The following is a 14,779-nucleotide window of genomic DNA, read 5'->3' as shown; positions in this document are numbered from 1 at the left end:
AACTCTGGGGAAAGCGGTCAAGCTTGCACTTTGTAAATTATTCTTTACATCCGATTCTGTTCACATTATTCGCATTTCATTGTATGATTAAATTAGAAATAGATTTTCATAGAAATGAGGATTGTGAATGGGAAAGCGAATACTGATTGTTGATGATGAATCATCAATCGTTACGTTGCTGAAATTTAATGTGGAACAGGCAGGATTTGAATCAGATGTTGCTTATGACGGCCTTGAAGCCGTTAAAAAAGCTGAAGAGGGAAACTTCGATCTGATCATTCTTGATTTAATGCTTCCTGAAATGGACGGAACAGAAGTATGTAAACATTTACGATCAAATAAAATTGATACGCCCATCTTAATGCTGACAGCAAAGGATGAAGAAATCGACAAAATATTGGGGCTGGAGCTGGGAGCGGATGATTATTTAACAAAACCGTTCAGTCCAAAGGAAGTGGTCGCCAGGATCAAGGCGATTTTGCGCCGTGCCGCAAAAACCGAAGACTCGGTTTCTTCGTCAATACAAATCGGCGATTTAACGGTCTACCCTGACCGTTATGAAGCTGAATTGAAGGGAAAGCCACTAACGTTTACCCGAAAAGAATTCGAACTCTTATATTATTTAGTTTCTCATAAAGGTATCGTTTTGTCCCGGGATAAGCTGTTAAGCGCGGTATGGAATTATGATTTCGCAGGTGACACGCGAATTGTTGATGTTCATGTCAGCCATTTGCGTGAAAAGATAGAGCCTGATACGAAAAAGCCAACATATATAAAAACTGTCAGAGGATTAGGGTATAAATTGGAGAGTCTAAAAGTATGAAACCTTTATTTACAAAACCGCTATTGCCTTATCACGCTGGTTTTTTTCTGCTTGTTGCAGTTACAGGTATTGTAATCAGCCAATTAACAACCGAATATATTATTCTCTTTTCAATTTTGGCTGTAGAATATTTCATCCTGGTTGTGATTATGCTGCATGTATATGATAAATATATGAAACCGGTAAAAAAAGCTGCCCAAACCGTTGATGAGTTTATTAAGGGAAATTACCGGGCCCGTGTCCACCATTCCACAGGAGGCAGCATCGGTGAGCTCAGTGATAAACTGAACGTTCTTGCCCGGAACATGAGTGAATTCAAAATACAAGAACAAGTACAGGAAGAGCAGCTGTCAACGGTTATAGATAACACGCAAAGCGGACTGATTCTGATTGATGATAAAGGCTACATACATCTCGTCAACCGGAAATTTATTTCCTTGTTCGGCGGGGAAACTCATGATTATCATGGTTACTTGTATTATGATGTACTGGCCAATGAAACGATTCATGAGACGGTTCAGGAGACGTTCTTATATGAAAGAAATATCATTCATTCTTTCACCCAGTTTATCGGGGTTGATAAGAAATATATCGAAATTATCGGGGCACCAATTTTTAATGAACGCAACATGCTGAGGGGTGCTGTTCTGTTATTATATGATATTACGCATTTAAAGAAGCTGGAACTGATGCGTAAAGATTTCGTAGCTAATGTTTCGCACGAGCTTAAAACACCGATCACATCAATTAGCGGCTTTGCTGAAACATTGCTGAACGGTGCCATGGATGACAAAGACACGCTCCGGGATTTCTTGATGATAATTCATGATGAAAGCACCCGGCTGCAGGAACTGATTGAGGATCTCTTGAAACTGTCACGACTTGAAAAAGACGATTTTAAACTTGTTCGAACGACAGTTGACGTTAATAGTTTGGTTTCTGAAGTGATGCCGATTATTACACAGCGAGCGGAACAAAAAGGAATTGATTTGAAAACGGATGTTGCAGACGACGTGATGCTTGAGGCTGAAGCTCAGCAAGTCAAACAAATTCTCATTAATTTGCTTTCAAATGCGATCAGTTATACGCCCGAGTCAGGTGAGGTACGTTTGGCTATATCAGAGGAAGATAATAATGTGCATATTCAAGTAGTGGATAATGGAATTGGTATTTCTGAAGATGCTATCCCAAGAATTTTTGAACGATTTTACCGGGTCGATAAGGCACGAAGCCGCAACACGGGTGGTACAGGGCTCGGCTTGGCAATTGTTAAACATATTGTCGATGTTCATGATGGAACTATTTTGGTCGATAGTGAACAAGGTGAGGGGTCAGTCTTTCATGTCTATTTGCCAAAATCCGAAGAAGTATCCTCACAGTCTATGGGTTGATGTCACCTCCAACGGGAATTAAAGAAAGAAGCAAAAATGACTGCCAAATTGCAAATTTATTTGGCAGTCAATTTTGTGTTTAGTTACTAAAACGATACAATTGTCTTCCACCCACGAATTTTAAAATAACACGTCTCATTATTTCTGTGCGTTCAGCATTTTTGCTATACTTATAGGCATGTATTAAAAAATTGAGGTGACCCTGATGGAAAATGCTATGAAAATAGCTCTTCATATTGGCGTGCTGTATGTTCTATATTTAACGGGGGCATGGATTCAGGAAACGTTCGACCTGTTCATTCCGGGAAGTATTATTGGTTTGGTCCTCTTATTTATTTTTCTGATGACAGGGGTCATGAACGCTTCCTGGATAGTAGATGGTGCTCGTTTTTTTATCAAGCATCTGGCTCTGTTTTTTATCCCTGCGACAGTTGGTATCATCAATTATCTAAACCTGTTTTCAGGCAAAGGATTACTGTTAGTGGTCATTGGGCTGTTAAGTACATTGATGGTTATGGTCTCAGCCGGTCATGTCAGTCAATTGCTGATTAAGCAGAAAGAAAGGCGTCGCAGGTATGAGTGACGTTATCATCGGCTTATCTGCAGTGGCTGTGACAATTGTTTGTTACCTTATAGGGCTAAGCGTTTATCGGCGATGGAACTATACATTTATGGCGCCAGTCATTATTGCGACGTTGATACTTATTTTGATTTTGCTCTTCTTTCAAATTCCATATGACATGTATATGATTGGCGGGGGATGGATTAATCATCTGCTTGGCCCGGCTGTGGTTGCTTTAGCCTACCCGTTGTATGAACACCGAAACACGCTGAAACGGCTGACGATTCCCATTTTGAGCGGAACAGTCATTGGAGGACTAGTGGGCATCTCCAGTGGCATACTGCTTAGCAAATGGGCAGGTGTGGACAAGGAAATCATTTACTCATTAATCCCAAAAAATTCTACGACCCCCGTTGCAATGGAAGTAGCAGCCGGCATGGGAGGAATCGAGCCGCTGGCAGCTGTCTTTGTCATGATTGCCGGGATTGGCGGATCGATGCTCAGTTCGTTTGTTCTTAGATTTACACGTGTCGATCATTACATCGGATCTGGTGTCGGTATCGGCAGTGCAAGCCATGCCATCGGGACCGCCATTGCAATGGAGCGTGATTCTTTGGAGGGATCGGTAAGTACCATCGCCATGGTCGTGAGTGCGGTAGTCGTATCGGTGTTGGCGCCATTGCTTGCTGAATTGTGGGTATAGGTGATACACGGCAAGTGAGGAAACCTTTACGCTTAACTGACGCTGCTTTTTGTTATACTATGATAAAATAGAGTCAATGATTATATTGTCGTGAACGGAGGATATGTTAATGCGTAATAAACTTGTGCTTATTGATGGAAATAGCGTCATTTACAGGGCGTTTTTTGCTCTGCCATTGCTGAATAATGATAAAGGCGTTTATACGAATGCTGTTTACGGTTTTACCAATATGCTTTTGAAAATTCTGGAGGATGAAAAGCCAACCCACTTGCTCGTTGCCTTCGATGCCGGGAAGACAACTTTCCGCCATGAAACGTATAAAGAATATAAAGGCGGAAGACAAAAGACACCGCCGGAATTATCCGAACAAATTCCACTTTTAAAAGAAGTTCTTGATGCTTTTAACATTTCACATTATCAGCTTGATTTGTACGAGGCTGATGACATTATCGGCACACTTTCAAAACAGGCTCAAGACGAAAAATGGGACGTTACTGTCATATCGGGCGACAAAGATTTACTGCAGCTTGTGTCTGACAACGTAACGGTGAATTTGACCAAAAAAGGCATAAGTGACATTGAACCGTATACCCCTGATTTTATGTATGAAAAGATGTCCATAGCGCCGCAGCAGATAATCGATTTGAAAGCATTAATGGGCGACAATTCCGATAATATCCCGGGCGTTCCCGGCGTTGGGGAAAAAACAGCACTCAAACTGCTCAAACAGTTCGAGACGGTCGATAACGTATATGAAAATTTGGAAGATGTGAGCGGCAAAAAGTTAAAAGAAAAGCTGGAAAACCATAAAGATGATGCGTTCATGAGCAAGAAACTTGTCATTATAGACCGCAATTCGCCGATTGACGTTTCGCTGGATAGGATTACGTATAATGGGTACCCGCAAGCGGATGTCAGCGCCATTTTCAAGGATCTGGGCTTTCAGTCACTATTGAACCGTATCGATGGCGAGAGCGGGGGAGATGGTGAAGAACGAGCTGACCTTAATGAAATTGACTATACCATTGTAGATCATGTCGATGAAGATATGCTGGGTAGTGAAGCGGCAGTGGTTGTAGAAATGCTTGAAGACAATTATCATTATGGCAAGGTGGAAGGCATCGGCGTCGTGAACGAATCGGGAGCATACTTTATACCGACCGACACGGCGATCGAGTCAGAAGCCTTTAAATCATGGGCTGAGGACAACAGCAAATCAAAAGTCGTTTTTGATGCGAAGAAAACGCTTGTAGCATTACTTAACAAAAATATCCATATAAAAGGTATTACGTTTGATATGCTGCTTACTTCATATCTCATCAATCCCGCTGAAAATAACCATGATATTCCTGCGATTGCCCATCGGATGGGGACTGCAGATGTGTTGTTTGATGAAGAGGTTTACGGAAAAGGGGCCAAGATGAAAGTACCTGGTCAGAAAGAGCTCAGTGAACATGTTTCCCGAAAAGCGAATGTTATGTTTCAAATAAAAGATGACATGCAACAGCAATTGAAAACGAATGAACAATATGAACTGCTAAAAGAACTTGAAATGCCGCTCGCCCTTATTCTGGGTGAGATGGAACATAGCGGTGTTCGTATTGACGTGGAACGTATCCGAGAAATGGGCGATGATTTGAAGCAGCGGCTGAACAACCTGGAAGAGGAGATATATGAGCTGGCCGGAGAGGAATTCAATATAAATTCGCCTAAACAGCTGGGACCGATCCTGTTTGAAAGACTAGGTCTGCCTGTCATCAAGAAAACGAAAACAGGTTATTCGACAGCTGCGGATGTGCTGGAACAGCTGCAAAACGAACATGCCATTATTCCAAAACTGCTTCTTTACAGGCAACTTGGCAAGCTTCAGTCGACTTATATTGCCGGACTTTTAAAAGTGGTTGATAAAGACACGCACAAAATCCATACGCGTTTTAATCAGGCACTGACACAGACTGGCCGTTTGAGCTCAGTTGATCCCAATTTGCAGAACATACCTATCAGACTTGAAGAGGGACGCAAAATCAGACATGCATTTGTGCCGTCCAAAAAAGATTGGATTATGTTTGCGGCCGACTATTCTCAAATTGAACTCCGTGTCCTCGCACATATTGCCGGAGATGAAAAATTGGTTGAAGCATTCAGAAACGACCTTGATATCCATACCCAGACAGCAATGGACGTATTTCATGTTAAACGTGACGAGGTTACAGCAAACATGCGTCGCCAGGCAAAAGCCGTTAATTTCGGAATTGTATATGGCATTAGCGACTATGGACTTTCGCAAAGTCTAGGAATCACCCGGAAGGAAGCCAAGCAGTTCATCGAACGTTATTTTGAAAGTTATCCTGATGTGAAAGCGTACATGGATGAGATTGTGCAGGAAGCCAAGCACAATGGATATGTTACGACAATAATGAAACGCAGACGTTATTTGCCGGAGATAACGAGCCGTAATTTCAACCGGCGTTCATTCGCTGAGCGTACCGCGATGAACACACCGATTCAGGGTAGCGCCGCGGACATTATCAAAAAGGCAATGATCGATCTAAATGGTAAACTGAAAGAGGAGAAACTCGAAGCACGCATGCTCCTGCAGGTCCATGACGAATTAATCCTTGAAGCACCCAAAGAAGAAGTTGAACAACTTAAAGAAATCGTGCCAGCAATCATGGAAAAAACCGTGGATTTAGATGTCCCGTTGAAGGTCGACTATGAATATGGTGATAGCTGGTTTGACGCAAAATAAGGGGAAAATTATATGCCGGAATTACCAGAAGTGGAAACAATTAAAGAAACGTTAAAACAATTTGTCATCAATAAAACCATATCAGACGTAGCTGTGTATTGGCCAACTATCATTAAACGCCCGGAGGATGCAGAACAATTTAAGAGCTTACTGCCCGGTCAATCAATCGTAGATATACACCGCAGAGGTAAATTTTTGCTTTTTGAACTGGACGATGCCATCCTTGTTTCCCATTTAAGAATGGAAGGCAAGTATAGTGTCCACCCTTCCCGGGAGCCGGTAACGAAACATACACACGTTATTTTTTCATTTAGTAACGGCGAAGAGCTTCGGTACAATGATGTACGTAAATTTGGGACGATGCATTTGTTCAAAAAAGGGGATGAACTCACCAACAAACCGCTGAACCAATTAGGTCCTGACCCCTTTGATGAAACGTTCACGACTGATTATCTTTATAAAAAACTGAAGAAAACTGAGCGCGTCATAAAATCAGTTCTTTTGGATCAGAGCATTGTCGCAGGGCTTGGAAATATTTATGTTGATGAGACATTGTTTAAAGCAAATATCCATCCTTTACGAAAAGCAAATAAACTTAAGAAAAAAGAAGCTGCAGCTATTTGGGAAGCGGCTATTGTCACATTAAGAGAAGCGATCACCCAGGGAGGAACCACCATACGCTCGTACGTTAATTCGCAGGGCGATATGGGTATGTTTCAGCAGGAATTATTTGTTTACGGACAGGAAAATGAACCATGCAAAACATGCGGTAAACCGATTGTAAAAATGAAAATTGGCGGTAGAGGAACGCATGTATGCGTATCGTGCCAAAAAATGAAGTGAGGATTGCATATGACACGTGTTATTGGATTGACAGGAAGTATTGCAAGCGGCAAAAGTACAGTTTCACTCATGTTTGATGAATTTAACATCCCGGTAATCGATGCCGATAAAATATCACGAGAAGTTGTCATGCCAGGCGAAAAAGCATATGAGCAGATTGTTGATACATTTGGCGAGGAAGTTTTGCGGGAGGATAAGTCACTCGACCGAAAGAAACTAGGAGCGATCGTGTTCAAAAACGAGGAGAAACGGCAACAACTGAATAATATTGTACATCCTGCAGTAAGGGAGAAGATGCTTGAAAGGCGAGATGCATACACAACATCAGGTGAGAAAAGTGTCGTGCTCGATATTCCATTGTTGTTTGAAAGTAAATTAAAAGGTTTTGTTGAAAAAACAATCGTTGTCTATGTTGACGAGGATGTGCAGCTGGCTAGGCTTATGGAGCGCGATGGTTACTCAGAGGAAGAGGCTCATCAGCGAATTAATGCACAGATGCCGGTTAAGAAGAAGGCTGAACTTGCCGATGCCATTATTGACAATAATGGTACAAGGCGCGACACATACCAGCAGCTGGAATCACTACTGCGGGAATGGGAAGTTATTTGAATGTCTGAGAAATAATTCTTTAAAATTACAGTTAGAAAATAACTTATAATATGATATAAAGGCTCTTTTAGTAAACATTGTTGCTATGTAACCCCCACAGTTAACATAAACTGCGACGTAAAGTTTGATTGGATCGTTTGGGATAACTTTCTTGAGACGCAGCTGGAATATACATGGTGCTCGTCGTGTTGCATGCTCTTCTGTACGCAGCACTCCTCGCAACTCGCAGCGGATTCGGTGGAAGATTTGCTCGTCGCTTTCCGTGGGCTCCCCACGAGCCTCCTCGTGAGCAAAAACCGCTCACTGCGGGGTCTCTTTGCTCCGACGCACCGGACGTGCTAGTGCAGGCGTTAGCGATTGACGTCTGAGAACTTAGCCTGCCTGTCCCACAGGAGTCTCGCATATTCCAGCTGCTTACGTTAGTGTTTAAATAATGTTGCATTAATCGTTAAATAGACAAAACTACAGTAAGCACTTTTTAGCGCAGGCAATATACGCAGACTCCTATGGGAACAGCACGTGTCCGAAGCCACCTTGAAAAGCGATAAGGTTCAAAGGCTAAGTACGCCACGTCCTGTGGCAACGCCTTTGTGACCAACATCGTGTTGGCCCGAGGCCGTGCCCATGGAAAGCGAAGTATATTGCCGGAGCAGCTTTTAAAACTTAACGAAAAACAGAAGGAAGAATTTTCACCACGTCGCACTTTACATCGAGTGTGGAGCAGATAAATACAATCTATGCGAAAACAGCCAATATAAAGACGAACTAAACGAGGTTTCCGGAGCAGTGTAACCTGCTTCTTAAAAATAGTTCGTCTTTTCATTTACTTTAAAACGTTTTTGTCTCAACCCGAATTTTATTATGACAGCTTATGAAAATTTCTCAAGTTTTATGTAACCGTCTTGCATACCTTAAAGAAACTTGTTCTTCGCCGGTTTCGGTTAATGTTACTCTTTTCGCTTTATAAATAAAACCCCTTGCTTCGTAAAAAGGAATACCGCGTTGATTACCCTCTTGTACGGATACCCATTGCTCGGTTGCGCCCAGGTCAATTTGCTCCCGAGTCAGTTGTTCAAGCAGACGTTTGCCGATTCCTTGATACCGATATGTTTCTTCAACATAAAGCAGAAATATTTCGCCAGTAGTTGGACCGGTCATTCCGCCGCCAATAACGCCGGCAAGTGCTGAATCGATACGTGCAGCATGCGTATAAGCTCCTCTATTGATGTCGTTAGTCACCCGTTCGTGGTTATACCAAAACGAAACATTCCTTTTCTGGTATTCTTCGCTTAGCTTCCCTTCGACTGTTTGCCTCCAGCCCGCAGCGCATATTGCAGCAATTGCTTCTGCATGTTCTGTTTTCGGTTTTATAATTGATATATTCACTCAGAATCCCCCTTGACAATTTAAGTTTACCATTTGTTTCGTTTCATTGTGTCAATAAAAGAAGATGAATTGAATATTTTTCGTTAAAATTTAGCACATTTTCATTTAAATATGTTATACTAATCGCAAATAATGATTAAAAAAGTATAACATAAATTGGGGGATGGAAAATGAACAAAACCCGAGTTGCAATTAATGGATTTGGCCGTATCGGCCGCATGGTATTCCGGCAGGCTGTAAAAGATCGACAATTAGACATGGTGGCAATCAATGCTAATTATCCTCCTGAAACGCTTGCACATTTAATTAAATACGATAGTATTCACGGTATTTTTGACGGTGAAGTGAAAGCAGTGGAAGCAGGTCTTGAAGTGGATGGCAAGCTTATTAAAATCGTTAGTTCGCGTGAACCGGAAAAGCTTCCATGGGAAGAACTGGAGATTGATGTTGTCATCGAAGCTACAGGGAAATTCAAAACCAAAGAAGAGGCGGGCCGCCATATTCAGGCAGGCGCAAAAAAAGTAGTCATTACGGCACCCGGCAAGCAAGTGGACAATACACTGGTAATGGGCGTCAACGAACAATCATATGACCCTGAAAGTGATGAAGTTATTTCCAATGCTTCCTGCACTACGAATTGCCTTGCGCCTGTGGTGAAAGTATTGGATGATCATTTTACAATTGTAAATGGTTTGATGACAACCGTTCACTCATTTACAAATGATCAAAAGAATCTTGATAACCCGCATAAAGATTTGCGCAGGGCACGCGGGTGCACGCAATCAATTATTCCAACATCGACCGGAGCCGCCAAAGCATTGGGAGAGGTGCTTCCGCATTTGCATGGGAAATTGCATGGAACAGCGTTGAGAGTTCCGACGCCAAATGTTTCGCTTGTTGATTTGGTTATTGATGTGGAAGAATCAACCACACCTGAAGTGATAAATGATATTTTCCGCGACGCTTCAAAAAATGACATGGAAGGCATTATTCAATACAGTGATGAGCCGCTCGTTTCAATTGATTATACGACAAGTGACTATTCTGCTGTTATCGATGGCTTATCGACAATGGTTATGCAGGATAATAAGATTAAAATATTAGCATGGTATGATAATGAGTGGGGTTATTCAAAACGCGTTGTTGACCTTGCACGCTATGTTGGAAATTATATGAGCAAAAAACATGTCAAAGTTTCATAATAAGTGAATGTTAGATAACGCAAAATAATTCAAAAAGATTGACCGCTTTAAAAAAGATGTGTCAATCTTTTCTTTTGTTTACTGCAGGTATAAGAAACGTGTTACAATAAAGAACACATGATTAATTATAATCGATTTATCTGCAATCAGGCACATTGTTCAATGATAGAGTGACGCCTTAATTAATATACATGTGCTGATAAAAATTTACTGCAGATAAAAAATAGATATTGGAAGGCAGTTATGAATGGGGTTGAACAAATATGAGGTGTTCAAATTGCCAAAATAAAAGTACAAAAGTGTTAGATTCCCGCCCGATTGAGGAAGGCCGTTCAATTCGAAGACGCAGAGAATGTGAACAATGCGGTTTTCGGTTCACAACGTTTGAACGGATCGAGGAAGTTCCACTTATTGTGGTTAAGAAAGATGGCACACGTCAGGAATTCAGCCGTGAAAAGCTTATCCGCGGTTTAATTAAAGCGTGTGAAAAGCGTCCTGTTGCTATGGAGCAAATTGAGGACATTGCGCTCGAGGTGGAAAAAGAGCTTAGAAACACAGGTGCGTCAGAAGTTGAAAGTGATGAAATTGGAGAAATGGTGATGGCGCGTCTATCCGGAGTCGATGAAGTCGCTTATGTCCGTTTTGCTTCTGTCTATCGCCAATTCAAAGACTTATCCGTTTTTTTGGACGAACTAAAAGATTTAATAAAATCTGATAAGGAACGCTCGGAATAAGGGGATTTTCAATCAGCGGGGGCTTGCTTCCCCATTGATTAAGATAACAAAGGCTGCGTGGGCTACATGCCGGAGAAAAAGGCACCAAAGAGAAGAGAAAGGGTTAGCATAATGCGTGATATCGGAAAAATTTTGCCAATCGAAGGCTATCGGGTTACATTCAAAGGGAGTCTGCCGGTTGATTATACAACGTCATTAACACATCTGTACCAGCCGCTTATTGGTGTTAGAGCGATTTCATTGTACCAGACTTTAATCAATGAGCTGGCTTTCCAGAAAGGTTCGGCAGCACAAACACATCATACATTGATGAATTATATGAATTTGCCATTGGATCAGATATACAGATCGAGAATAAAACTTGAAGGCATTGGTTTGCTGAAAACTTTCGAGCAAAAAACCGATGAAAATGGTACATACACATATGAACTTCTACCTCCGTTTGCCCCGGCTGAGTTTTTTGCCGATGATATGCTTGCTCAATTGTTGTATCATCACATCGGTGAGTCCAAATTCCAAGTTTTGAAAGAACATTTTCATTCGTATGGTTTTGATAAAGGGACAAATATTACCGCTTCGTTCAATGAAGTTTTCCAGACGTTTCAGCCGGATACAAATCATTTGCCGGACTCAGAAGCACCGGGGAGCGGTCAATTAACCGAAGACAGCTATCCATCGATCGACTTTACCTGGATGGAACAGACACTGCAACAACAGATGATACCTGTGAAAAAAGTATTAACAGCAGTAAACAAACGGCTGATATCTCAAATGATGAACCTCTACGGTTTGGCGGAATTCGAAGTAGAAAAGGCTGTCCTTTGGGCGCTAACGGAAGAAAACACACTTTCAGTCAGTGAGTTCAAGGAAGCATGCCATGATTTGTTTCAGTCAAAGCATAATGAGCCGTCGATCAGGCTGACTGAGAAAAATGTCAATTCTGAGCAAAATACAAATGAAGCACACGAACCAGATTATAAGCCGACCACGAAAGAAGAACAGCTGATCTTAAAACTGGAAAACATTTCCCCAAGACAGCTTCTGGAAGATCTATCCAGTGGCGGGCAAGCTTCCGGCCAGGATTTAAAAATGATTCGCGAAGTGATGACCACTCAAGGGCTGCCTTCACCGGTCATGAATGTACTCATTCACTACGTCCTGCTCCAGTCTGATATGAAGTTGTCAAAAGCTTACATGGAAACAATTGCGAGTCACTGGTCTCGGGCCAATCTGCAAACAGCACGTGATGCTATGGCATTTGCCAAAAACCAAAAAGCCCAATATCAGGAACGTAAGAACAACCCAAAAAATCCCCGTAAACCTGTTTCAAAAGAAGTGGTTCCTGACTGGTTTAAAGAACGAAAAAAGAAAAAAGCGGAAACTACACAAAACAGTCCAAATACGGCACAGCGTAATGAAGAATTCGCGGCATTGCTCCGTGAATTTTCAAACGGTAAACAATAATCGGGTGCAAGGGTGTTGATTATGAAGCCAGTCCAATCCGAGATTCAAAAATGGATGAAGCAAAATAAGAATTTTAAAGAAAACTATTTGAAAGTAAAGGAAGAAGTGCTGAACGATCCCGAAATCAGTGAATTTTTATCGCTTAATCCACAGCTGACCCAAAGAGAGATAGAAAAAAATCTTATCAAACTTTATGAATATAAAACACAATCCAAACAATGTGACAAGTGTAAAAGTTTCGGAACGTGCATTAATATGATTCAAGGCTATTCACCTATTTTGCGAACAGAAAATGGAGAAATACACCTCGTCTATGAAAAGTGTCATAATCGCGTGGATTATGAAAGACAGAAAGAGCAGCGGGATTTGATTCAAAGTCTGTACATGCCAAAAGATATTTTAAATGCAAGTATTGACAGCATTGATATTGATAGCCAAAGAAAACCGGTTGTCCATGAGATGTTAACTTTTTTAAAAGAAACCAAAACCGCACTTCCATCAAAAGGGTTATACTTTCATGGACCATTTGGCGTCGGAAAGACGTATTTTCTTGGCGCACTTGCAAATGAACTCAAGCATTTCAATATATCATCCATGCTGATCTACATGCCTGAATTCGTAAGGGAAATGAAAAGTTCCATCAAGGATGATTCAATTAACGATAAAATAAATTATTTTAAGAAAACCGACGTGTTAATGCTCGATGATATAGGAGCGGAAACACAGTCAGCCTGGTTCCGGGATGAGATACTCGGTTCTATTTTGCAGTATCGAATGATGGAAAATTTGCCGGTATTCTTTACATCCAATTACAGTATGGAGCAATTGGAAGAACAACTTGCCACTACTAACCGTGGCGGCAGTGAAATGGTTAAAGCCGGTCGTATTATTGAGCGCATTAAACAAGTCAGTAAAGGGGTGGAATTGTTCGGCGAAAACCGTCGGGACAATTAACCGCACTTTCTTTTATTTTTAATCAAACAAGTCTCACAAAAGGCATGTTCCTAAAACGACGGACATGTCTTTTTAAAATTGTGATGCAGAATAGAATTAAAAGAACAGAGCCTTATTGATAGCCAGACCATAGATTATTACTAGTTTCAGGCGACGTGACATTTTTTCACATGCACGTCCATATAATGTAACAGTTTGGTCTTGGATGAGGGTGATGTTTTTGCTGGAAGTTTATTTTGAATCCGATAAAGAGGCGATCAGCTTCTGTGAGAATTTATTCCAACTTAATAAAGAAATTGAATTACACTGGAAAACAACCAAAGCGTGGGGAAATTATCTGCAGCTGGAGCACCGGACACCGGGCACCAACTTCATGGAGACCGTTGCCCGGGCAATGTCCGGTGTGTTTGTTGCCCATCGACTGACAAACATGATTAACAGCATAATCAGGCGCAATTATTATTATACGAATGCGGATGAGATTGAACGCATAATGGATTTATCACATTGGATTTGCACCGGGGACGACGAAGACAGCCAAATGGTACGGAATAACAAAGATCCCAGCAAGCTGCTTTTTTCATTATTGTTAGAGCATATAAACCAATCGTCCACTATCCATTTCGATTCACTTGTCAGTTTTCAATTGAAGACGTTTAAAGAACAGATTATTAATTACGTTGGGCTTGCCATTGATGAATTCAAACGTGAAGAGGAGCATCAGGCATTTATTGACTCGCTCAGAGGGTACATCAGGAAGCGGCAATCGAAATTAAACACGATTTATATTTTGCAGGGTGAGGCTTTCACTTTTTTTAGCCCGGATGGTAAAAAGTTATCACGAATGGAATTATTAATACTTATGCAAAAAGAACCGCTTTATATTGTTGGTCTTGATACTGAGGAAATGAATTTGTCACCGCTGATCGCGATGGCCCCGGGAAAGATAAAGATCTATGGTGATAATCCCGCTGATCCAAAAACATTAACGGTCATTAATATCTTTCAGGAAAGAGCCACATTTGAATCAATCAGCAAATTTCCTTTTCGGTCCTATTTAAAAAAGTAAATAATAGTGGTTGATTTTACGTCTAACAGAAGCTATAATACCATTTATATAAGTTCATGTATGATAAAAGTGCCGATGAGGACATGGTTATTAGATGATTGGGCAGAACAGAGAAGGAAGTCAGAGGCTGGAAACTTCCACTGCACAAGCTAATGACTACCCCCTTTAAACTCTGTTGTTGAAAATTGCAGTAAACAGCAGCGCATCATCTGCGTTACAGATTAACGAAGCCGCATTTTCGTGCGGGAATTAGGGTGGAACCACGTGACTAACGCTCGTCCCTTTGCTTT

General features: G+C 41.3%; 13 protein-coding genes. 12 read left to right on the top strand and 1 reads right to left on the bottom strand.

Translation table 11 applies throughout. From position 1 onward, the window contains the following. Positions 1–127: 127 nt before the first annotated feature. From BMZ22_RS04040 to coaE, 7 genes are all read left to right on the top strand, one after another. Positions 128–823: a response regulator transcription factor gene (locus tag BMZ22_RS04040; RefSeq protein WP_090081800.1), complete on the top strand. Its 696-nt coding sequence runs from the start codon at positions 128–130 to the stop codon at positions 821–823. Then, positions 820–2,214: a two-component system histidine kinase PnpS gene (gene pnpS, locus BMZ22_RS04035; protein WP_090081796.1), complete on the top strand. Its 1,395-nt coding sequence runs from the start codon at positions 820–822 to the stop codon at positions 2,212–2,214. The genes BMZ22_RS04040 and pnpS overlap by 4 nt, the downstream gene beginning before the upstream one ends. A 205-nt stretch (positions 2,215–2,419) precedes the next feature. Beyond that, complete coding sequence (locus BMZ22_RS04030) at positions 2,420–2,797, top strand: CidA/LrgA family protein (RefSeq protein WP_090081793.1); 378 nt, start codon at positions 2,420–2,422, stop codon at positions 2,795–2,797. Continuing rightward, the gene (locus BMZ22_RS04025) at positions 2,790–3,479 is read left to right on the top strand and encodes an LrgB family protein (RefSeq protein WP_090081790.1); all 690 of its coding nucleotides are present in this window, start codon (positions 2,790–2,792) and stop codon (positions 3,477–3,479) included. Before BMZ22_RS04030 ends, BMZ22_RS04025 begins: the two co-directional genes overlap by 8 nt. 109 nt (positions 3,480–3,588) lie before the next feature. Continuing rightward, a complete protein-coding gene (polA, locus tag BMZ22_RS04020; protein ID WP_090081785.1) occupies positions 3,589–6,228 on the top strand; it encodes a DNA polymerase I in 2,640 nt (879 codons plus the stop codon). Between the two features lie 12 nt (positions 6,229–6,240). Beyond that, the gene (gene mutM / locus BMZ22_RS04015; RefSeq protein WP_090081781.1) at positions 6,241–7,071 is read left to right on the top strand and encodes a DNA-formamidopyrimidine glycosylase; all 831 of its coding nucleotides are present in this window, start codon (positions 6,241–6,243) and stop codon (positions 7,069–7,071) included. Between the two features lie 9 nt (positions 7,072–7,080). After that, on the top strand, positions 7,081–7,680 hold the full coding sequence (gene coaE, locus BMZ22_RS04010; RefSeq protein WP_090081778.1) for a dephospho-CoA kinase: 600 nt from the start codon (positions 7,081–7,083) through the stop codon (positions 7,678–7,680). Positions 7,681–8,562: 882 nt separating this feature from the next. On the opposite strand, the gene BMZ22_RS04000 is transcribed toward coaE, so the two are convergent. Further along, positions 8,563–9,066 carry a GNAT family N-acetyltransferase gene (locus BMZ22_RS04000; RefSeq protein WP_090081772.1) on the bottom strand — a complete coding sequence of 168 codons (504 nt, stop codon included), beginning with the start codon at positions 9,064–9,066 and terminating at the stop codon, positions 8,563–8,565. A 170-nt stretch (positions 9,067–9,236) separates the two neighbouring features. Here BMZ22_RS04000 and BMZ22_RS03995 point away from each other — a divergent pair, with 170 nt between their 5' ends. From BMZ22_RS03995 to ytxC, 5 genes are all read left to right on the top strand, one after another. Next, the gene (locus BMZ22_RS03995) at positions 9,237–10,268 is read left to right on the top strand and encodes a glyceraldehyde-3-phosphate dehydrogenase (protein ID WP_090081770.1); all 1,032 of its coding nucleotides are present in this window, start codon (positions 9,237–9,239) and stop codon (positions 10,266–10,268) included. A 263-nt stretch (positions 10,269–10,531) separates the two neighbouring features. Beyond that, positions 10,532–11,002, top strand: a complete 471-nt coding sequence (gene nrdR, locus BMZ22_RS03990) for a transcriptional regulator NrdR (protein WP_090081767.1) — start codon at positions 10,532–10,534, stop codon at positions 11,000–11,002. A 111-nt stretch (positions 11,003–11,113) separates the two neighbouring features. Then, positions 11,114–12,466 carry a replication initiation and membrane attachment family protein gene (locus tag BMZ22_RS03985; protein WP_090081765.1) on the top strand — a complete coding sequence of 451 codons (1,353 nt, stop codon included), beginning with the start codon at positions 11,114–11,116 and terminating at the stop codon, positions 12,464–12,466. A gap of 21 nt (positions 12,467–12,487) precedes the next feature. Further along, positions 12,488–13,420 (top strand): primosomal protein DnaI, encoded by a 933-nt coding sequence (gene dnaI / locus BMZ22_RS03980; RefSeq protein WP_090081763.1) that lies wholly within the window; start codon positions 12,488–12,490, stop codon positions 13,418–13,420. A 214-nt stretch (positions 13,421–13,634) separates the two neighbouring features. Then, complete coding sequence (ytxC, locus tag BMZ22_RS03975) at positions 13,635–14,489, top strand: putative sporulation protein YtxC (RefSeq protein ID WP_425434267.1); 855 nt, start codon at positions 13,635–13,637, stop codon at positions 14,487–14,489. Positions 14,490–14,779 lie beyond the last annotated feature (290 nt).

The organism is Lentibacillus persicus (assembly GCF_900112705.1).
GTDB classification, from domain to species: Bacteria; Bacillota; Bacilli; order Bacillales; family Amphibacillaceae; genus Lentibacillus; species Lentibacillus persicus.
This window is presented reverse-complemented; position numbering and strand designations above follow the sequence as displayed.